This is a genomic window from Bradyrhizobium sp. CCBAU 25360 (assembly GCF_028128695.1).
Classification (GTDB): Bacteria; Pseudomonadota; Alphaproteobacteria; order Rhizobiales; family Xanthobacteraceae; genus Bradyrhizobium; species Bradyrhizobium ottawaense.
Map to the genome: position 1 here is coordinate 1 of NZ_LBJA01000026.1, position 17,269 is coordinate 17,269.

22 protein-coding genes are annotated in these 17,269 nt (G+C 65.7%); 12 read left to right on the forward strand and 10 right to left on the reverse strand.

Annotated features, from left to right (window positions below; translation table 11 throughout):
* Positions 1-1,237: hypothetical protein (locus XH81_RS05265; RefSeq protein WP_271596067.1), on the forward strand; the 1,237-nt coding region annotated here is incomplete at its 5' end.
* 64 nt (positions 1,238-1,301) lie between these two features.
* Here XH81_RS05265 and XH81_RS05270 read toward each other — a convergent pair.
* The 3 genes from XH81_RS05270 to XH81_RS05280 form a co-directional block, all read right to left on the reverse strand.
* Entirely contained in the window at positions 1,302-1,595 is a 294-nt protein-coding gene (locus tag XH81_RS05270; protein ID WP_162832256.1) for a hypothetical protein, read from the reverse strand.
* A gap of 259 nt (positions 1,596-1,854) precedes the next feature.
* A complete protein-coding gene (locus XH81_RS05275; protein WP_026202008.1) occupies positions 1,855-2,085 on the reverse strand; it encodes a hypothetical protein in 231 nt (76 codons plus the stop codon).
* Positions 2,086-2,122: 37 nt separating this feature from the next.
* On the reverse strand, positions 2,123-2,365 hold the full coding sequence (locus XH81_RS05280) for a hypothetical protein (RefSeq protein WP_028140239.1): 243 nt from the start codon (positions 2,363-2,365) through the stop codon (positions 2,123-2,125).
* 142 nt (positions 2,366-2,507) lie between these two features.
* Between XH81_RS05280 and XH81_RS05285 the strand changes: the two genes are divergently transcribed.
* Positions 2,508-2,933 carry a DUF5413 family protein gene (locus XH81_RS05285; RefSeq protein WP_028140238.1) on the forward strand — a complete coding sequence of 142 codons (426 nt, stop codon included), beginning with the start codon at positions 2,508-2,510 and terminating at the stop codon, positions 2,931-2,933.
* 61 nt (positions 2,934-2,994) lie between these two features.
* A complete protein-coding gene (locus tag XH81_RS05290) occupies positions 2,995-3,549 on the forward strand; it encodes a DUF4112 domain-containing protein (protein WP_271596068.1) in 555 nt (184 codons plus the stop codon).
* A gap of 134 nt (positions 3,550-3,683) precedes the next feature.
* Here XH81_RS05290 and XH81_RS05295 read toward each other — a convergent pair whose 3' ends face one another.
* The 4 genes from XH81_RS05295 to msrA form a co-directional block, all read right to left on the reverse strand.
* Positions 3,684-3,977, reverse strand: coding sequence for a hypothetical protein (locus XH81_RS05295; RefSeq protein ID WP_018318374.1), 294 nt, complete (start codon positions 3,975-3,977; stop codon positions 3,684-3,686).
* A gap of 213 nt (positions 3,978-4,190) precedes the next feature.
* The gene (locus XH81_RS05300) at positions 4,191-4,355 is read right to left on the reverse strand and encodes a DUF3309 family protein (RefSeq protein WP_080670079.1); all 165 of its coding nucleotides are present in this window, start codon (positions 4,353-4,355) and stop codon (positions 4,191-4,193) included.
* Between the two features lie 106 nt (positions 4,356-4,461).
* Positions 4,462-4,881: a peptide-methionine (R)-S-oxide reductase MsrB gene (gene msrB / locus XH81_RS05305; RefSeq protein ID WP_028140236.1), complete on the reverse strand. Its 420-nt coding sequence runs from the start codon at positions 4,879-4,881 to the stop codon at positions 4,462-4,464.
* A 31-nt stretch (positions 4,882-4,912) separates the two neighbouring features.
* Complete coding sequence (gene msrA / locus XH81_RS05310) at positions 4,913-5,629, reverse strand: peptide-methionine (S)-S-oxide reductase MsrA (protein ID WP_028140235.1); 717 nt, start codon at positions 5,627-5,629, stop codon at positions 4,913-4,915.
* A 257-nt stretch (positions 5,630-5,886) separates the two neighbouring features.
* On the opposite strand from msrA, the gene XH81_RS05315 reads away from it, so the two are divergent.
* Complete coding sequence (locus XH81_RS05315; protein ID WP_028140234.1) at positions 5,887-7,569, forward strand: tetratricopeptide repeat protein; 1,683 nt, start codon at positions 5,887-5,889, stop codon at positions 7,567-7,569.
* 208 nt (positions 7,570-7,777) lie between these two features.
* Here XH81_RS05315 and XH81_RS05320 read toward each other — a convergent pair whose 3' ends face one another.
* The gene (locus XH81_RS05320) at positions 7,778-8,893 is read right to left on the reverse strand and encodes an ATP-dependent DNA helicase (RefSeq protein WP_028140233.1); all 1,116 of its coding nucleotides are present in this window, start codon (positions 8,891-8,893) and stop codon (positions 7,778-7,780) included.
* Positions 8,894-9,306: 413 nt separating this feature from the next.
* On the opposite strand from XH81_RS05320, the gene XH81_RS05325 reads away from it, so the two are divergent.
* The 8 genes from XH81_RS05325 to XH81_RS05360 are packed head-to-tail and all read left to right on the forward strand — an operon-like array spanning position 9,307 to position 16,087.
* A complete protein-coding gene (locus XH81_RS05325) occupies positions 9,307-9,654 on the forward strand; it encodes a 4Fe-4S dicluster domain-containing protein (RefSeq protein WP_049801839.1) in 348 nt (115 codons plus the stop codon).
* A complete protein-coding gene (locus tag XH81_RS05330) occupies positions 9,647-9,982 on the forward strand; it encodes a chaperone NapD (protein WP_049801838.1) in 336 nt (111 codons plus the stop codon). Before XH81_RS05325 ends, XH81_RS05330 begins: the two co-directional genes overlap by 8 nt.
* A gap of 26 nt (positions 9,983-10,008) precedes the next feature.
* The gene (napA, locus tag XH81_RS05335) at positions 10,009-12,558 is read left to right on the forward strand and encodes a nitrate reductase catalytic subunit NapA (RefSeq protein ID WP_038948467.1); all 2,550 of its coding nucleotides are present in this window, start codon (positions 10,009-10,011) and stop codon (positions 12,556-12,558) included.
* Between the two features lie 18 nt (positions 12,559-12,576).
* Complete coding sequence (gene napG, locus XH81_RS05340; protein ID WP_049801837.1) at positions 12,577-13,341, forward strand: ferredoxin-type protein NapG; 765 nt, start codon at positions 12,577-12,579, stop codon at positions 13,339-13,341.
* Positions 13,338-14,282, forward strand: coding sequence for a quinol dehydrogenase ferredoxin subunit NapH (gene napH, locus XH81_RS05345; RefSeq protein WP_049801836.1), 945 nt, complete (start codon positions 13,338-13,340; stop codon positions 14,280-14,282). The genes napG and napH overlap by 4 nt, the downstream gene beginning before the upstream one ends.
* Positions 14,279-14,746: a nitrate reductase cytochrome c-type subunit gene (locus XH81_RS05350; RefSeq protein ID WP_038948471.1), complete on the forward strand. Its 468-nt coding sequence runs from the start codon at positions 14,279-14,281 to the stop codon at positions 14,744-14,746. The genes napH and XH81_RS05350 overlap by 4 nt, the downstream gene beginning before the upstream one ends.
* Positions 14,747-14,753: 7 nt before the next feature.
* On the forward strand, positions 14,754-15,470 hold the full coding sequence (locus XH81_RS05355; RefSeq protein ID WP_063615300.1) for a NapC/NirT family cytochrome c: 717 nt from the start codon (positions 14,754-14,756) through the stop codon (positions 15,468-15,470).
* A 5-nt stretch (positions 15,471-15,475) separates the two neighbouring features.
* A complete protein-coding gene (locus XH81_RS05360) occupies positions 15,476-16,087 on the forward strand; it encodes a DUF2478 domain-containing protein (RefSeq protein ID WP_157158408.1) in 612 nt (203 codons plus the stop codon).
* A 73-nt stretch (positions 16,088-16,160) separates the two neighbouring features.
* On the opposite strand, the gene XH81_RS05365 is transcribed toward XH81_RS05360, so the two are convergent.
* The gene (locus tag XH81_RS05365) at positions 16,161-16,802 is read right to left on the reverse strand and encodes a NapC/NirT family cytochrome c (protein ID WP_028140229.1); all 642 of its coding nucleotides are present in this window, start codon (positions 16,800-16,802) and stop codon (positions 16,161-16,163) included.
* On the reverse strand, positions 16,799-17,269 hold the full coding sequence (locus tag XH81_RS05370) for a nitrate reductase cytochrome c-type subunit (RefSeq protein ID WP_028140228.1): 471 nt from the start codon (positions 17,267-17,269) through the stop codon (positions 16,799-16,801). Before XH81_RS05370 ends, XH81_RS05365 begins: the two co-directional genes overlap by 4 nt.

Genomic DNA, 17,269 nt, shown 5'->3' on the forward strand with positions numbered 1-17,269 from the left:
CGCCGACCGTCCCTCCTTCAACGTCGATGACCAGAGCGAGGCCCCGCGTCCGCCGCGCGCGCCCCGTTTCGACGCCCCGCGCCAACCGGGACCGTCCGCCCCGCCACCGATGCCGGAGCCGGCGGCCGGGCGCGATCGCGCCGGTGCGCGCCGTCCGCCCGATGTCGGACCTCCGCCGCCGCTGCCGCCGGCACCGGGTGTGCGCGGCTTCCGCGACATCACGGCCGACGCCAACGATCTCGGCGGCGCTGCCGCCCAGGCCAGCCGCGCCGCGCGCCGCACCTACGCCAACGTGCCCTCGCCCTCGCCGGAATTCGACCGGCTCGAGCCGAGCCTGGAAAACCGCGCCGGCGAGCAGGACGCGCCCTATTCCTACGACGAGTCGGTCGAGGAGGCCGAGCGCTACGCGCCGCCGTCGCCGCGTCCGCGCATCGCGCCCGAGCGCGACGCCAAGAAGCGTGCCCGCACGCGCTCCGCCTTCCCGTTCAAGAGTGCGATCGCCGTCGGCATCGTGCTGATCCTGGTCGGCGCCGGCATCCTCTGGGGCAAGCAGCTGGTCCAGATCGCGACCAACCTGCTCAAGTCCTCGCCGACCCAGGTGGTGGAGGCGCCGAAGGATCCGTCCCAGCCGCAGAGCAAGCCCAAGATTCCGGATCGCGTCGGCCAGCCCTCGGCCAGCGACCAGCCGGTCGCGCCGGTGGCGCAGAAGGTCGTGCTCTATGACGAGGATCCGTCCGATCCGAAGGGCAAGCAATATGTCGGCTCGGTGGTGTGGCGGCTCGAGCCGATCAAGGCGTCGGGCAACCAGAAGGCCGACGTCGCCGTGCGTGCCGACATCGAGATCCCCGACCGCAAGTTCAAGATGACGATGTCGTTCCGCCGCAACACCGATTCCTCGCTGCCGGCGAGCCACACGGCGGAGCTGACCTTCATCCTGCCGCCGGATTTTCCCGGCGGCAGCGTCTCCAACGTGCCGGGCATTCTGATGAAGTCGAACGAGCAGGCGCGCGGCACGCCGCTCGCCGGCCTCGCGGTCAAGGTCACCGACGGCTTCTTCCTGGTCGGCCTGTCCAATGTCGACGCCGACCGCTCCCGCAACGTCCAGCTCCTGAAGGAGCGCTCGTGGTTCGACGTGCCGCTGGTCTATGCCAATCAGCGCCGCGCCATCATCGCCATCGAGAAGGGCGCCCCCGGCGAACGCGCCTTCAACGACGCCTTCGCACAGTGGGGCGACTGAGGCATTGCTGTCATTCCGGGCTCGGTGCTGCGCACCGCCCCGGAATGACATTCTTCATGGATTACTATTGCGCCGCCGCTTCCCGCTTGCGGGATGCTGATGCCGCGGCTTCGCGGTCCATCACGGCGCGGCAGCCGGGGCTGACCTGGGCCTTGTTCCGCACCATGCAGGCCCTGACCCTGGGAATGTCGGGGATCTCACTTGAGCACAGCCGCATCGCATCGCCCGTGCACATCTGCTGCGCTTCGGACGAGAAGGCGAGGCCGGGTGAGGTCTGGAGTGCGATGGCCGTGGTTGCTACGGCCAACAGCGAAGCGGTGGTCTTAAGCAGCGAAGCGATCGTCTGATAGCGTGTCATGCAGAATGCGTCCCCGAGTTCCGTGAGCTTGAGCCACTTGGTTTTTGGGGCGCCGCACACGGCTTGATCTGCCGCATGTCACAGCCTTCACGCCGGGAACTTTGGTCCCGCATGTGGTCGCTCGATTTCTTGATGTTCGAATCGAAAAGTGCTGCGCCGCCCGAGCGAAGTATGCGCCATTGTCACGCGGCTGCAATGGCAGGTGCAAAGGAATTTGCAGCTGTTGCGTGGACGTCACGCACAAAGCGTGCGCGCGCGATCAGATCATCCGATCGAAGGAGGCGCTCGCTTGTTCCACATCGCTCGCGCCGAGCGCGGCGGCGTGTTCCTCGACGGCGGTGACGCCTTTGGCAGTCAGCTCGAACAAATCGCCGTCCTTCATCACGTAGCCGTCGGCGATGAGCTCGCCGATCTTGCCGTGGCGGTCGTCGGCGAAGGCAACGGACTGGCTGATGTCCCGCAGGATCGAGAGCTGTTCGTCGCGCAACATGGCTTCACTCTCCGTTCGCTGGGGATGGTCGCGGTCCTCACATGCCGTGGCTCTGAAACACCTTGCTGCAAGAGCGCGACAGCTTGGCCCGGTTGGCTTGCAGGCAGCCCTGCACGGCGCCGTCATTGCCGAGGTCCTTGCGGCAGAAGCGCGAGGCGTCGCGCGAGCAGGCCTGCTGTTCCTGGGGCGAGCCCATGTGGCCTTGCGCAAGAGCGGGTGCGTTCGACAGGCCACTCAGGGCTGCCAGCGTGATCGTCGCCAGGAGAAATCTGCGGGCCATCGGCGGCTCCAATCTGACAGGGATAATTCAGGTCCTGTCTGAACTCGTCGCCTTGCCACTTGTTCCTCCAAAGGCAGAGCTCGCCCCGCTATTCAAGGTTCCCGCGGCGCTGCTATAACACCGGCGAAACGTGAGGTGTTTGATGAAACGCTATCTGGTGTTTGCGCTGGTTGGCCCGTTCGTCGGCGGGTTCCTGCTGCTGCTGACGACGACCTATCAGTCCGGCTATTGGGCCCAGACCAGTCTCGGCGAGGTCGGCAAGCTGTTCGCGGTGTTCTTCAAGACCCTGCAGTACAGCTATCTGTTCGGCTTCCTGCCTTCGCTGATGATCGGCGCAGTCGATGACATCCTGACCCATGTCAGGCGGATCGGCCCGGGCTTGCGGATGCTCCTGGTCGGCCTGTTCGCCTTCGTGCTGGCCTCGCTCACCTACAGCTCGCGCGGGCCGGATTCGGGTGCGGTGCAGTTCATCCTGTATGGCCTCGTCGGGTTCGTGCCGGCGGTGATTTCGTCCTGGCTCGTGCATAAATACATCAAGGAGCCGCACCCGGTGGCGGCGCCGACGTGAGCGCGCGACGTTCGGACGCGGCGCAGCAACCTCCGCCTCGTCCGCGCGTTCCCTGAGGGCCATGACCATGTCCGACGACGACATCCTAGCTCCACGCAGATCCCGTTCGGGGAGCTCGCGCGCGACCTGTTCCGGCACCGAGACACGCGGGCCGATCATCGACCAGGACGGCCGGGAAATCCGCTCCGAGACGCTGCAGCAGGGGTTTCGCGAATTCGGTTTCGAGCTTGGCAAGGACAATCCATTCGCCGGGAGTCCGTTCGGCAATCTGACGCGCGAGCAGCGGATCGCGCGGATCGAGGCGATCGCAAAGCTGCTCGACGTCGCCTTCATCCTGCCCGGCACCAACATCCGCTACGGCATCGACGGGCTGATAGGTCTGATCCCCGTCGTCGGCGACATCATCACCACGGCGATCTCGCTGTGGCTGGTGCGGGAGGCCCGCGCGTTGGGCGCGCCCTGGTACATCACCACCCGCATGCTCGGCAATGTCGCGCTCGACGGCGTGGTCGGCATGGTCCCGTTCGCGGGCGACGCTTTCGACGTGATGTTCCGCGCCAACATGCGCAACGTGCGTCTGCTCCGCCGCTGGCTCGACAAGCAGCCGCGGATTTAGCGCGGCGGCTGGGAGCGCTTGCCGCGAGTCCATCTGGTCGATGATGCGCCGCTGCGGGGAGAACCCCCAAACGCAAAAAACGCGACAGCCTTTCGGCCATCGCGCTTCTGCGCACATCGGAGGCTTGCGAAAACTTAGGCCGCGTCGGCGGCGTCGGTCTCGGCCGGCGCCGGCTTGGGACGGCGGGGCAACGGGAAGGCTTCGCTCTCATAGAGCGAGCGGATGCCGTTTTGGTCGAAACGCGCTTCCTCGACCTGGAGATAGGCGCCGTTCAGTGAATCCGTCGGCAATTGCTCCATCGCGAACTGCACGGCTTCGGCCGCGGTGCCGAACCGGCGATAGGTGAAGCCTGCGCGCTTCTTCTTGCGGATCGCGGCGGGGAAGAGTTCGGCGGAGGTGTTGAAGTTGAACGGACGCAGTGGACGCATGGTCAAAGACCTCGTGATCTTCTCTGGGGCTTTAAGCGCGTGGGGTTTGGGAGGGCAGGGGCCGCCATCGAGCGAGCCCGCCGCACATGCCATTTCGCCCTCTAATATAGGCCGATTTGACAAAAATGCGACCCCCGCGATGGGAGATGATGAATCCGCGCATGGCAGCTCCGCGGATGAAATTAATCAAATTATTACAATGGCTTATATGGATTACAATTTGCCAAGAAGCAGCAGGACGACCAGCACCGCCAGCACGACGCCGCCGATGCCCATGCCGGAATGGCCCATCCCATAGCCGTAACCGCCGATGCGGCCGGACAGGCCGCCGAGCAGATAGATGATCACCAGGATGATCAGGACGGTCCCGAGTGACATGGCATCCTCCCTGGCGGCCGCCAAATGCGATGATCGGCCGCACCGCCAGACAAGAAAAGCACATCGCGCGGCCGGGTTCCACGAAGGAACCGGGCCGCGCGCAACCTTATTTCGGCTCCAGCTTCAGCGCGGCCGAGTTGATGCAGTAGCGCAGGCCGGTCGGCCCGGGGCCGTCGGGGAAGACGTGGCCGAGATGGCCGCTGCATTTGGAGCAGAGCACCTCGGTGCGGACCATGCCGTGGCTCACGTCCCGCTCCTCGTCGATATGGCTCTCGACGGCGGGCTGGGTGAAACTCGGCCAGCCGCAGCCGGAATCGAACTTGGCGTCGGACTCGAACAGCACATTGCCGCAGCCGGCGCACGTGTAGGTGCCGGCGCGGTGGTCGTGCTCATACTCGCCGGAGAAGGGACGCTCGGTCGCCTTCTCGCGCAGCACCGCGTACTGCATCGGCGACAATTCGCGCCGCCACTGCTCTTCGCTCTTGATGACCTTGTTATCAGTGGTTTTCATTTTGGTGTCGGGCATGGGTCTCCCGTTTGTTTCGGTGATCTCGCGATCAGTTGGTGGCCTTGCTGGCGCTCACCAGCGTCGGCTTTTCAATGTAGTTATCCGCGAACAGCTTTTTCAGGTTCTCGACCTTGGGCAGGTCGTTATAGGCGATGTAAGGCTGGTTCGGGTGCAGCGTCAGATAGTCCTGGTGGTAGGCCTCCGCCGGGTAGAACGCCTCCAGCGCGCCGACCTTGGTCACGATCGGCTTGCTGAAGACCTTGGCGCCGTTGAGCTGGGCGATATAGGCCTCCGCCACCTTCTTCTGCTCGTCGGAGGTGGTGAAGACGGCCGAGCGATATTGCGTGCCGACGTCGGGGCCCTGGCGGTTGAGCTGGGTCGGGTCGTGCGCCACCGAGAAGTAGATCTGGAGGATCTTGCCGTAGGAGATCTTCTTCGGGTCGTACTTGATCTCGACCGCCTCGGCATGGCCGGTCCGGCCGCTCGAGACCGTCTGGTAGTCGGCGGTCGCCTTGGTGCCGCCGGCATAGCCGGAGACCGCGTTGACGACGCCCGCGGTGTGCTGGAAGACGCCCTGCACGCCCCAGAAGCAGCCGCCGGCGATCACGGCGGTCTGGATCCCGCTCGCGGGTGCCGCATCCATGGCTGGGGCGGGGATCACGACCGCATCCTCCGCGGCCCGGGACGGCGCGGCAAAGGCCAGCGCAAAGGCAAGCGAGAGGGCGGTGGTTGCGGCGAGCAGGGAGGCGAGGGCAGGTCGGCGCATGGCGGATCCTCTTTCGGAAGGTCTGACAGTCTAGGGCGGTCGGGGCCGGACGAACAGTTGCCCGGCTGCGTTTTCGCACCATCCGAGGTACGGACGCGGCCGCCGATTGTTACGACGGGACGGACACGAGTCTGTGAAATGAGCCGCGCGGGATAGCCGGGCGCCGGCGGCTTGGCGAGACCGGGAACTCCGCGCTAGATGAACCGGTGCGATCGATGATCGACTCAAGAAGAATCTGGCTGGAGCAGGCCTGACCCATGCTGCGCGTCGTTTCCCTGACCCTCGTCATCCTGACGGCCGGCCTGTTCAGCGCGGCGGCCGACCCGCAGGCCGACGATCTCACCCTCTGCCGTGACCGCCAGGCGGAGGCCCAGGCCCGCGCGAGCGCCTGCGACAATCTGCTGAAGGCCGACAAGCTCAGCGGCAAGGACAAGGCCATCGCGCTCTCCGTGCGCGGCAACACGCTGATCAGCAAGCGCGATTACGACCACGCGATCGAGACCCTGTCCATCGCGGTCGATCTCGATCCGGATTATGTCATTGCCCTCAACCTGCGCGGCCTCGCCTATGAGCGCAAGGGCCAGGACGATCTCGCCATGGCGGACTACAACCTCGCCCTCCAGAAGCGCCCCACCTACGGTGTCCCCTACAACAATCGGGGCGTCATCTATGCGCGCCGCGGCGCGTTGCAAAGCGCGATCGACGATTTCAGCCTGTCGATCAAATACACGCCCAAATTCCTGCTCGGCTGGACCAATCGCGCCCGAGCGCGGACGCTGATGAAGGATTTCGACGGCGCGATCGCGGATTTCGCGGAGGCCGAGAAGATCGACCCGGCCGCGCCGCAGATCGCCAGCAACCGCTGCATCACGTACGGCATGATGGGCAGGTACGCGCAGGCCCTTGCCGACTGCAACGGCCTGATCGAGCGGCAGCCGAAAAACGTGTTCGCGATCAACAACCGCGCCGACGTCAGCATGATGAAGGGCGACCTCGACGCCGCGCTGAAGGACTACAACACGGCGATCCAGATCAATCCGAACAACATCCGCGCGCATTCCGGTCGCGGCCAGATCTATGAGCGGAAGAAGGATCTCGCGCAGGCGCGCGCCGATTTCCGCGCGGCCGCCTATTCGTTGACGAAGTTCGACGAGCCCGACGTCGCCCGCGCCCGTGCCGTCGCGCAGGAGCGGCTCGCCGCGCTGACGCCGCAGGCGCCGGCCGGGGCAACCGGGCGCCGCGTGGCGCTGGTGATCGGCAACGGCGCCTACAAGAACGTCCACGCCTTGCCCAATCCGCCGCGCGATTCCAAACTGATCGCGAGCGTGCTGCGCGACGTCGGCTTCCAGAGCGTGATTTCCGTCAATGACCTCACCCGCGACAAGTTCTTCGACGCGTTGAAGGCCTTCGCGGAGGAAGCGGAGAAGGCCGACTGGGCCGTGGTCTATTACGCCGGCCACGGCTTCGAGATCGGCGGGGTGAACTATCTCGTTCCCGTCGACGCCAAGCTCGCCGCCGACAAGGACGCCGAGACCCAGGCGGTCGCCCTCGAGCAGGTGATCGCCGCGGTCGGTGCCGCGCGAAAAATGCGTCTCGTGGTCCTGGATGCCTGCCGCGACAATCCGTTCGCGCCGAGCATGCAGCGCACGCTGTCGCTGAAGCTGGTCGACAAGGGCTTTTCCAACATCGAGCCCGGCGCCGGCTTCATGGTGGTCTACGCCGCCAAGCACGGCGAGACCGCGATGGACGGCGACGGCAGTGCCAACAGCCCGTTCGCCACCGCGCTGGCCCGCGAGATCAAGCAGCCGCGCATCGAGATCCGAAAACTGTTCGACATCATCCGCGACGACGTCTGGGCCGCCACCAGGCACGAGCAGCAGCCGTTCACCTACGGCTCGCCGCCGGGACGGGAAGATTTTTATTTTGTCGCGGGGAAGTAACTGAGCGTGAGGCGCGGCAACGCCACCTCATAACCGCTGTCGTCCCCGCGAACGCGGGGACCCATAACCCCAGGGAGGAGCGTGAGGCAAAACTCCCACTCCGAGTCTTCGTCAATCATCTTCCTGTGGGTATGGGTCCCGGATCGGCGCTCCGCTTCGCTACGCTTGTCCGGGACGACAGCGGAGGTCGAGGCTCGGGCCTCGGCGCCTAAACCACGATACTCAACCTTTTCGCCGCTCGCGTGATGCCTGTGTACAGCCACCGCGCCCTTGAGTCCTGGAACGCAAAGCTCTCGTCGAACAGCACGACGTCGTCCCATTGCGAGCCCTGCGACTTGTGCACGGTGAGCACGTAGCCGTAGTCGAACTCGTCATAGGGCTTGCGCTGCTCCCAGGCGATCTGCTCGACGCCGCCCTCGAAGCAATCGGCGCGCACCGAGACCTTGGTCACCTTGTGGCCGAAATCCTCGTCCGGCGACAGCCGCATGCTGAGGATGCGCGATTTCGCGCGCGAGGTGTTGCGCGACTTCACGCGCCATAGCCCGCCGTTGAACAGGCCCTTCTTGCGGTTGTTGCGCAGGCATACCAGCTTGTCGCCGGCGACCGGGAAGACGTCCTCGATGTTCTGGCGCTGGCGCACCCGCATGTTGTAGGCGCGCCTGGTGTTGTTGCGGCCGACCAGCACCTGGTCGGCGCCCATGACCCTGTCAGGATCGAGCTCCTTGCGCGACACCACCTCGCTCTCGCCGTAGCGGCCGATGTCGAGCTCGCGTCCCTCGCGCACGTCCATCGACATCCGCACGATCGGATCGTCCTGCGCCTGGCGGTGCACCTCGGTCAGCATCGCGTCCGGTTCGGTGTTGGTGAAGAAGCCGCCGCCCTGGATCGGCGGCAGCTGCGCGGGATCACCCAGCACCAGCAGCGGGCAGTCGAACGACATCAGGTCGCGGCCCAATTCGGCGTCGACCATCGAGCATTCGTCGATCACGATCAGCTTCGCCTTCGAGGCCGGCGCGTCGTCCCACAATTCGAAGCTCGGCTGCTCCTCGCCGGATTCGCGGGCGCGGTAGATCAGGGAGTGGATGGTGGAGGCATCGTCGCACCCCTTGTTGCGCATGACGAGGGCGGCCTTGCCGGTGAAGGCGGCGAACTTCACCTCGCCGTCGACGCCGTCGGCGATGTGCCGCGCCAGCGTGGTCTTGCCGGTGCCGGCAAAGCCGAACAGACGGAAGATCGGCGGCGTGCCATTGCGGCCCGGCTTGGCCTTCAGCCAGTCGCCGACGGCCTTGAGAGCGGCATCCTGATGCGGTGTGAAACTGGCCATATCTGTCTTGAGGAAGGGCGAAAAGGCGGCGATTCGCTACGCCCCAAGTTAATCATTCGACCCCCGCTTTCAAGCCGGATGCAGCAGCGAAGATCGAGGCGTCAGCGGGCCGTCGTCAGCTTCCGCTGGCCCGCCTCGCGGCCGTAAATCCGCCTCGTCACGTCGCAGGTGAAGGCGAAGTAAACGCCTTGCCCGGTTTGCGCAATTTCGTGCGGCAAACGACCCGCAGGTTAATCGTTGCTTGCGCGCGTTCGCGACGCCGGTTGATCTAGCGCAATGCAACATGGACAGCGCGAACCTATGGTCCGCAGCGGTGACAACGGCGTCGACCGAGATGTGCCCGATGGGGCGCATTCTCCTGGAAAATTCCTCAACACGGGTCTGCCCGTGAGGATTCGGATATGCCGAGACCAATGTCGCGACGCTCACTATTCTCTGCCGTTCTGCCTTTCGCATCCGGCCGCGACGCGCTTGCGCCGCGCGTGAACGAGTCGTGCCCCGAACAGGTGGCGACCGTCTCCAGCGCGAGCGCCTGCGTCGAAAGACACGGCGTGGTCTGCCGTCGCTGCGTCGAAGCCTGTGAGCATTCCGCCATCCGCATTCTCGCGCGCGAGAAGCTCGGCGCCGTCATCGATGCCGCGGCCTGCACCGGCTGCGGCGACTGCATCCCGGTCTGCCCGGTCGAAGCCATCGCGCTCGCGCCGCGGGACCGGATCGCGCTGGTATCCGAACTTGCAAACCTGGTCGTGCACAATGGCTGAGGCCACCAACATCTGCGGCGTTGCCGTCTATCTCGCACCGGATGCCGCGGACGGTCTGACGGACCGGATCCTGGCGTTGCCCGGCGTCGAGCTCGAGGCCGCATCCGGCGAGAACCGGCTCGCGCTGACCGTCGTCGATACGCCGGCCTCGCTGGCGATCGACCAGATCGCCGCGATGCATCGCCTGCCCGGCGTCGTCAGTGCCTCGCTGATCTTTCACGCCTTCGATGCGCCCGACGACGAGAGCGCGATCGAGACCGAGCCGGCCGCCTGCTGCGGCGGCCTCTGCCAGAATTCCGGCGCGCACGCGCGCCCTTCCGCAATTTGAGATTCGTTGAGCCGGAGAGACCGACGATGGTTACGAAGTTGACGAACGGAAATGAAGCCACGGCGACCCGCCGCGATGCGTTGAAGGCAGCCGCAGCGGTTGCTGCCGCCTCGACCATCGGTGTGACGCTGCCGGATGCGGCGATCGCGCAGCCGGGGAAGACCGACGGCATCCGCTGGGACAAGGGCGTATGCCGCTTCTGCGGCACCGGCTGCGGCGTGATCGTCGGCACCAAGAACGGCAAGGTCGTGGCGACGCAAGGAGATCCCGATGCGCCGGTCAATCGCGGCCTCAACTGCATCAAGGGCTACTTCCTGTCCAAGATCATGTACGGCGAGGACCGGCTGACCCAGCCGATGCTGCGCATGAAGAACGGCAAGTTCGACAAGAACGGCGAGTTCGCGCCGATCTCGTGGGACGACGCCTTCAAGCTCATGGCCGAGAAATGGAAGACCGCGTTGAAGGCCGGTGGTCCCTCGACCGTCGGCATGTTCGGCTCGGGCCAGTGGACCATCTGGGAAGGCTACGCCGCCGCCAAGCTCTACAAGGCCGGCTTCCGCTCCAACAACCTCGATCCGAATGCGCGCCACTGCATGGCCTCGGCCGTCACCGGCTTCATGCGCACCTTCGGCATCGACGAGCCGATGGGCTGTTACGACGACATCGAGCATGCCGATGCGTTCGTGCTGTGGGGCTCGAACATGGCGGAGATGCATCCGATCCTGTGGTCGCGCCTGACCGACCGCCGTCTGACCCATGAGGGCTGCGAAGTCCACGTGCTCTCCACCTTCGAGCACCGCTCGTTCGAGCTCGCCGACAATCCGCTGGTGTTCACCCCGCAGAGCGACATGGCGATCCTCAACTACATCCAGAACTACATCGTCAACTCCGGTGCGACGAACAAGGACTTCGTCGAGAAGCACGTCGAGTTCGCATCGACCGTGACCGACATCGGCTACGGATTGCGGCCGACGCACGCCCTCGAGATCAAGGCGCTCAACGCCTCGCACAAGGCCGGCAAGGACGGCGCGCTCGATCCGGCCGGGTTCAAGGACAAGATCGGATTCGACGAGTACAAGAGGCTGCTCGAGCCCTATACGCTCGACTATGCTCACAAGATGTCGGGCGTGCCGAAGGAGAATCTCGAGCGGCTCGCAAAGCTCTATGCCGATCCCAAGAAGAAGGTCGTCTCCTACTGGACGATGGGCTTCAACCAGCATGCACGCGGCACGTGGGTCAACAACATGATCTACAACGTGCACCTCTTGATGGGTAAGATCTCGGAGCCCGGCAACGGCCCGTTCTCGCTGACCGGCCAGCCCTCGGCCTGCGGCACCGCGCGCGAGGTCGGCACCTTTGCCCATCGCCTGCCGGCCGATCTGGTCGTCACCAACCCGAAGCACCGCGAGACGGCCGAGAAGGTGTGGCAGCTGCCCGAGGGCACCATCCCGGGCAACATCGGCTACCATGCCGTGCTGCAGAACCGGATGCTGAAGGACGGCAAGCTCAACGCCTATTGGGTCCAGTGCAACAACAACATGCAGACGGCCCCGAACATGAATGAGGAGGGCTATCCCGGTTATCGCAATCCGGCTGCCTTCGTCGTCGTCTCCGATCCCTATCCGACCGTGACCACGCTGGCTGCGGACCTCATCCTGCCGACGGCGATGTGGATGGAGAAGGAGGGCGCCTATGGCAATGCCGAGCGGCGCACCCAGTTCTGGCGCCAGCAGGTGAAGGCGCCGGGCGAGGCGCGCTCCGATCTCTGGCAGGTGATGGAGTTCTCCAAGTACTTCAAGATCGAGGACGTGTGGCCGGAGGAGCTGATCGCCAAGAAGCCGGAGGTGCGCGGCAAGACGCTGTTCGACGTGCTCTACGCCAACAGCGAGGTGAACAAGTTCCCGATCACCGAGTGCCAGAAGGGTTTTGACAATTCGGAGAGTGCCGCATTCGGCTTCTACGTGCAGAAGGGCCTGTTCGAGGAATACGCCAAGTTCGGCCGCGGTCACGGCCACGATCTGGCGGATTTCGAGCAGTATCACCAGGCGCGCGGCCTGCGCTGGCCGGTCGTCAGCAACAAGGAGACGCTCTGGCGCTTCCGCGAGGGCTACGATCCCTACGTCAAGCCGGGCGAGGGCGTGTCGTTCTACGGCAAGCCGGACAAGAAGGCGCGCATCATCTTCTGTCCGTTCGAGCCGGCGGCCGAAACGCCCGACAAGGAGTTCGATCTGTGGCTGTGCACCGGCCGCGTGCTGGAGCACTGGCATTCCGGCTCGATGACGCGCCGCGTCCCCGAGCTGCACCGTGCCGTGCCGGCCGCGACGCTGTTCATGCATCCGGACGACGCGGCCGAGCGCAAGCTGTTGCGCGGACAGCCGGTGAAGATCCAGACGCGGCGCGGCGAGGTGGTCACGCGGGTCGAGACCAAGGGCCGCAACAAGCCGCCGCGGGGCCTCGTCTACTTCCCGTTCTTCGACGAAAGCCAGCTCGCCAACCAGCTCACGCTCGATGCGACCTGTCCGATCTCGAAGGAGACCGACTTCAAGAAGTGCGCCTGCCGCGTGACGTCGGCCTGAACCCTCGATGGACGAGCCATGTCGGATTCCAGCTCAGGCATCCCGCGCGATCCGCGCCGCCGCAAGGCGCTGCAGGATATGACGCGTTTCGGCGGCGGCGCAGCCGTCGCCGCAACGATGCTGACGGCATTCGGCGTGTCCTCGCGGGCCAAGCCCGCGCAGACGCTGCGGCCGCCGGGTGCGCTTCCCGAGAAGGATTTTCTGGCGGCCTGCGTCCGTTGCGGCCTGTGCGTTCGCGACTGTCCTTACGACACCCTGAAGCTCGCGGACTGGGCCGACGGGCCCGCGATGGGAACGCCGTTCTACGTCGCCCGCAACGTGCCTTGCGAGATGTGCGACACCATTCCCTGCGTCAAGGCCTGCCCGACCGGCGCGCTCGAGCATGCGCTGACCGACATCGCGAAGGCCAAGATGGGCGTCGCGGTGATCACCAGCCGCGAGACCTGCCTCAATCTGCAGGGCTTGCGCTGCGACGTCTGCTATCGGGTCTGTCCGGCCATCGACAAGGCGATCACGCTCGAGGTCTCGCACAACGCGCGCACGACCAAGCACGCGATCTTCGAGCCGGTCGTTCACGCCGAGTCCTGCACCGGCTGCGGCAAGTGCGAGAAGTCCTGCGTGCTGACCGATGCCGCCATCAAGGTGCTGCCGATCGAGGTCGCCGCGCTGAAGCAGGACGAGCACTACAAGCGCGGCTGGGAAGAGAAGTCCAGGGCCGGCGGAGCCCTGGTCGACGCGCCGCTCAAGCTGCCGGTGCGCAGACCCGAGGGAGGCACGCCATGACGGCGAATGCCAGGCCTTATGTCGAAGCGCGCGCGGTCAAGGGACTTTGGGCCGCCTCGCGGTTTCTGGTGCTGCGGCGGGCGAGCCAGCTGTTCTTCCTCGCGCTGTTCCTGTCGGGGCCGCTTCTGGGCGTCTGGATCGCCAAGGGCACGCTGGCCTCGTCGATGACGCTCGGCACGCTGCCGCTGACCGATCCCTTCGTCTTGCTGCAATCGCTCGCGGCGCGCCACTGGCCGGAGGCCCTCTCGGTGATCGGCGCCGCGATCGTGCTCGCCGCCTATCTGCTGTTCGGCGGCCGGACCTATTGCTCCTGGGTCTGCCCGGTCAATCCGGCGACCGATCTTGCTGCCTGGCTGCGGCGGCGGCTCGGCATCACCTTCACGGCCAAGATCCGCCCGGAGCTCAGGCTCTATTTCGTCGGCGCGGTGCTCGCGGCCTCCGCACTATCAGGGTCGATCGCCTGGGAGCTGATCAACCCGGTGACGGCGCTGCATCGCGCGCTGGTGTTCGGTCTCTGGTTCGGCGCCGGCGGCACCGCGGCGATCTTCGTGTTCGATCTCCTCGTCGCCAGGCACGGCTGGTGCGGTCATCTCTGTCCGGTCGGGGCGTTCTACGGCCAGATCGGCAAGGTCGCGCTGATGCGCGTCACCGCCGACAACCGTGCCGCCTGCAACGACTGCATGGATTGCTTCGCCGTCTGTCCGGAGCCGCATGTCATCGGCCCCGCGCTCAGGGGCGAGCGCAGCGGCGCCACGCCGGTCATTATCGCGGGCGATTGCACGCTCTGCGGAGCCTGCATCGACGTCTGCTCCAAGCAGGTCTTTCATCTCGGTCTGCGCGGCCGCAATGCGGCGCGTCCGGACCCCTCCATGACCGCGCCATCGCCAGCGGCGCGCGTCGTCTCTTCCCAGCCGGCCGTCCTTGAAAGGGACCTCCCATGACGTTTGTTCGACTGATTCCGTTGATCGCGGCGGCGGCCGTCGCCGTCGCAGTTGCAATTCCGTTCGCGGCGTCGGGCCCGCTTGCGCAGGAGGCCAAGCAGCCCAAGGCGCTGCGCGAGGCCCCGCTGACCGAGATGTCGGCGCCGCCCGACGTGACCAAGCAGTCGGTGCCGGCGAGCGGCTTCGAGCGCGCCTATCGCCAGCAGCCGCCGCTGATCCCCCACAAGATCGACGGCTACCAGATCACGACGGAGAACAACGCGTGCATGGGCTGCCACGACTGGCCCGGCAATACGCGCGTCAACGCGCCGAAGATCTCGGAGACGCATTACGTCGACCGCCAGGGCGTGCGGCTCGATAAGGTCGCCGGCACGCGTTACTTCTGCCAGCAATGCCACGTGCCGCAGGCCGACGCGAAGCCGCTGGTCGGCAACATCTTCCAGAACGCGACGCAGGCGAAGTGAGGCTGACATGCAGGACACCAGCACTTCTGCCGCCGTCGCAGCAGCGCAGCCGGGTCGCCTGAAACGGCTGTGGCGATGGTTCTTCTCGCCGACCGCGCGCTACGCCTGGGGACTGATCGCCATCGTCGCATTCGCCGGCGGCGTCCTGTTCTGGGGCGGCTTCAACTGGGCGATGGAGATGACGAACAACGAGCAGTTCTGCATCTCCTGTCACGAGATGAAGGAAAACGTCTATCTCGAATACCGCAACACGGTTCACTATTCGAACCGCACCGGCGTGCGCGCCAGCTGTCCGGATTGCCACGTGCCGAAGGAATGGAGCCACAAGGTCGTCCGCAAGATCCAGGCCTCGAACGAGGTGCTGCACAAGATCCTCGGCACCATCGGCACGCCCGAGAAGTTCAACGCCCACCGCATCGACCTTGCCAAGAGCGTGTGGCGCGGCATGAAGACGACGGATTCGCGTGAGTGCCGCAACTGCCACAAGTTCGACCACATGGAGTATGCGGTGCAGGAGCCGCGCGCCTCCAAGCTGCACCAGACCGCGTTCGCGCAGGGCAAGACTTGCATCGATTGCCACCAGGGCATCGCGCACAAGCTGCCGCCCAAGGCGCAGGAGGGATATCGCGATATGCTCGAGCATATCGACGAGGTCGGCCCCGTGCAGCGCATGATCGACTTCCTGCAGGATGCCGACGTCGCCAAGGCGAAGGCGGCGAGGTGATGGACATGCTTCAGCAATCCCGCGATACGGCCGATAGCGCGCCCCGGCCTTCCGCCGCCGTCAGCGTTGCCCTGGTCTATGATTCGGGCCCGGCCGTGAACCGGTGGTTCGCCGGTCTCGTCACCGAGCTTCGCGGCTCGGGCAAGAGCCTGGCCGGCCTGATCCAGGACGACGTGCCCCAGCCGGGTCGCACTCGCTGCGACATGGTTCTGCACGAGCTCGCCACCGGCCGGGCGATGTCGATCTCCGAGGATCTCGGCGCGGGAGCGACCTCCTGCCGTCTGTCCACGCCGCGCCTGCTCGAAGCGGCGCAACTGGTCGAGGCTCAGCTCGCCGACGCCGAGATCGTGTTTCTCAACAAGTTCGGCAAGGCCGAGGCGGATGGCGGAGGGCTGCGCGACCTGATTGCCCATTGCATCGAGTCCGGCAAGAGCCTCGTGATCGGCGTTCCCAGCGGCAATCAGCAAGCCTGGACCGATTTCTGCGGCGAGTATTTCAGGACGGTCGCGGCAACGCCGGAGCCGAGCCAGGAGGCGATCGCGGCTCTTGCGGCTCTGCTCGGTCAGCCCAAGACTGGTCGCGCGAAGGCCGGCAGCGAGCAGCTGCACGTGGCCTGAGGCCGCATCCCGGCTCGTCCCACCGGACCGGCGGGCGCCATTGCTCCCGCTGGTTCAAGCGGGGGCAGAAGCGCTATTGCCAGCCGGGAACGCCGCGCATGTCGGGCAGCTTGTGCGCGATGCCCTTGTGGCAATCGATGCAGGTCTTCTCGCCGCTGAACAGGTAGCGCTGATGCGCAACCGAGGCCCGCGGCGACTGCTTCGTGATGTCCATGGAATCCGCGCTGTGGCAGTTGCGGCATTCCAGTGAATCGTTGGCCTTGAAGCGCGCCCATTCATGCGCGGCCAGCTCGAGCCGGTGATCCATGAATTTCTCGCGGGTGTCGATCGTGCCGAAGATCTTGCCCCAGACTTCCTTGGACGCCTGCATCTTGCGCGCGATCTTGTCGGTCCAGTTGTGCGGCACGTGGCAGTCGGGACAGGTGGCGCGGACACCGGAGCGGTTGGAGAAGTGGATGGTGGACTTCAGCTCCGCATAGACGTTGTCCTTCATTTCGTGACAGCCGGTGCAGAACTTTTCGGTGTTGGTCAGTTCCAGCGCGGTGTTGAAGCCGCCCCAGAAGATGACGCCCGCCACGAAGCCCGCGAGCACGAGCGTGCCGAGCGCGAACACAGAGCTCGGGCGCCTCAGCACGCCCCAGAGCTCGAGCACAAAGCTCCAGGTTCGCGCGATGAAGCCGCGCCTGGGCTTGGACTCCTCCGTGGTCGCGCTCATCGGCGGCCACCGGGGCTTGCGCGCGAGAGCAGCGTGTCGATGTCGACGAAGTCGTTGCTCACGGGCGGATTGGCGGTGTTCTGCGGCACGTGACACTCCGTGCAGAAGAAGCGACGCGGCGAGATCGAGGCCAGGAACTGGCCGTCGCGGTCCATGAAGTGGGTGATCGAGACCATCGGCGCCTGCGACTCCGCCGTGCGCGCGCGGGCATGGCAGGACAGGCACTTGTTGCCGTTGAGGTCGATCTGGTAGCCGTCGATCGTATGCGGGATCACCGGCGGCTGCTCCGGGTAGTTGCGCGTCTCCTTCTCGGAGGTGTTGCGGTTCGGCAGCATCGTCGGCGCCGGCCCTTCGTCGTTAAGCGGGGTCGGGCCGCGCAGGCCTGAATTGAGCGTCTGCGCGGTCAGCGCGCTCGCCCCCGCGGCAATCGCGAGCGCCAGCACGGCAATGCCAAGTCGCTTCATCAT

Coding starts and splice junctions, on each gene's coding strand:
- XH81_RS05270 (WP_162832256.1), bottom strand. CDS start 1,595: ATGACACGCTATCAGACGATCGCTTCGCTGCTTAAGACCACCGCTTCG.
- XH81_RS05275 (WP_026202008.1), bottom strand. CDS start 2,085: ATGTTGCGCGACGAACAGCTCTCGATCCTGCGGGACATCAGCCAGTCC.
- XH81_RS05280 (WP_028140239.1), bottom strand. CDS start 2,365: ATGGCCCGCAGATTTCTCCTGGCGACGATCACGCTGGCAGCCCTGAGT.
- XH81_RS05285 (WP_028140238.1), top strand. CDS start 2,508: ATGAAACGCTATCTGGTGTTTGCGCTGGTTGGCCCGTTCGTCGGCGGG.
- XH81_RS05290 (WP_271596068.1), top strand. CDS start 2,995: ATGACCATGTCCGACGACGACATCCTAGCTCCACGCAGATCCCGTTCG.
- XH81_RS05295 (WP_018318374.1), bottom strand. CDS start 3,977: ATGCGTCCACTGCGTCCGTTCAACTTCAACACCTCCGCCGAACTCTTC.
- XH81_RS05300 (WP_080670079.1), bottom strand. CDS start 4,355: ATGTCACTCGGGACCGTCCTGATCATCCTGGTGATCATCTATCTGCTC.
- msrB (WP_028140236.1), bottom strand. CDS start 4,881: ATGCCCGACACCAAAATGAAAACCACTGATAACAAGGTCATCAAGAGC.
- msrA (WP_028140235.1), bottom strand. CDS start 5,629: ATGCGCCGACCTGCCCTCGCCTCCCTGCTCGCCGCAACCACCGCCCTC.
- XH81_RS05315 (WP_028140234.1), top strand. CDS start 5,887: ATGCTGCGCGTCGTTTCCCTGACCCTCGTCATCCTGACGGCCGGCCTG.
- XH81_RS05320 (WP_028140233.1), bottom strand. CDS start 8,893: ATGGCCAGTTTCACACCGCATCAGGATGCCGCTCTCAAGGCCGTCGGC.
- XH81_RS05325 (WP_049801839.1), top strand. CDS start 9,307: ATGTCGCGACGCTCACTATTCTCTGCCGTTCTGCCTTTCGCATCCGGC.
- XH81_RS05330 (WP_049801838.1), top strand. CDS start 9,647: ATGGCTGAGGCCACCAACATCTGCGGCGTTGCCGTCTATCTCGCACCG.
- napA (WP_038948467.1), top strand. CDS start 10,009: ATGGTTACGAAGTTGACGAACGGAAATGAAGCCACGGCGACCCGCCGC.
- napG (WP_049801837.1), top strand. CDS start 12,577: ATGTCGGATTCCAGCTCAGGCATCCCGCGCGATCCGCGCCGCCGCAAG.
- napH (WP_049801836.1), top strand. CDS start 13,338: ATGACGGCGAATGCCAGGCCTTATGTCGAAGCGCGCGCGGTCAAGGGA.
- XH81_RS05350 (WP_038948471.1), top strand. CDS start 14,279: ATGACGTTTGTTCGACTGATTCCGTTGATCGCGGCGGCGGCCGTCGCC.
- XH81_RS05355 (WP_063615300.1), top strand. CDS start 14,754: ATGCAGGACACCAGCACTTCTGCCGCCGTCGCAGCAGCGCAGCCGGGT.
- XH81_RS05360 (WP_157158408.1), top strand. CDS start 15,476: ATGCTTCAGCAATCCCGCGATACGGCCGATAGCGCGCCCCGGCCTTCC.
- XH81_RS05365 (WP_028140229.1), bottom strand. CDS start 16,802: ATGAGCGCGACCACGGAGGAGTCCAAGCCCAGGCGCGGCTTCATCGCG.
- XH81_RS05370 (WP_028140228.1), bottom strand. CDS start 17,269: ATGATGAAGCGACTTGGCATTGCCGTGCTGGCGCTCGCGATTGCCGCG.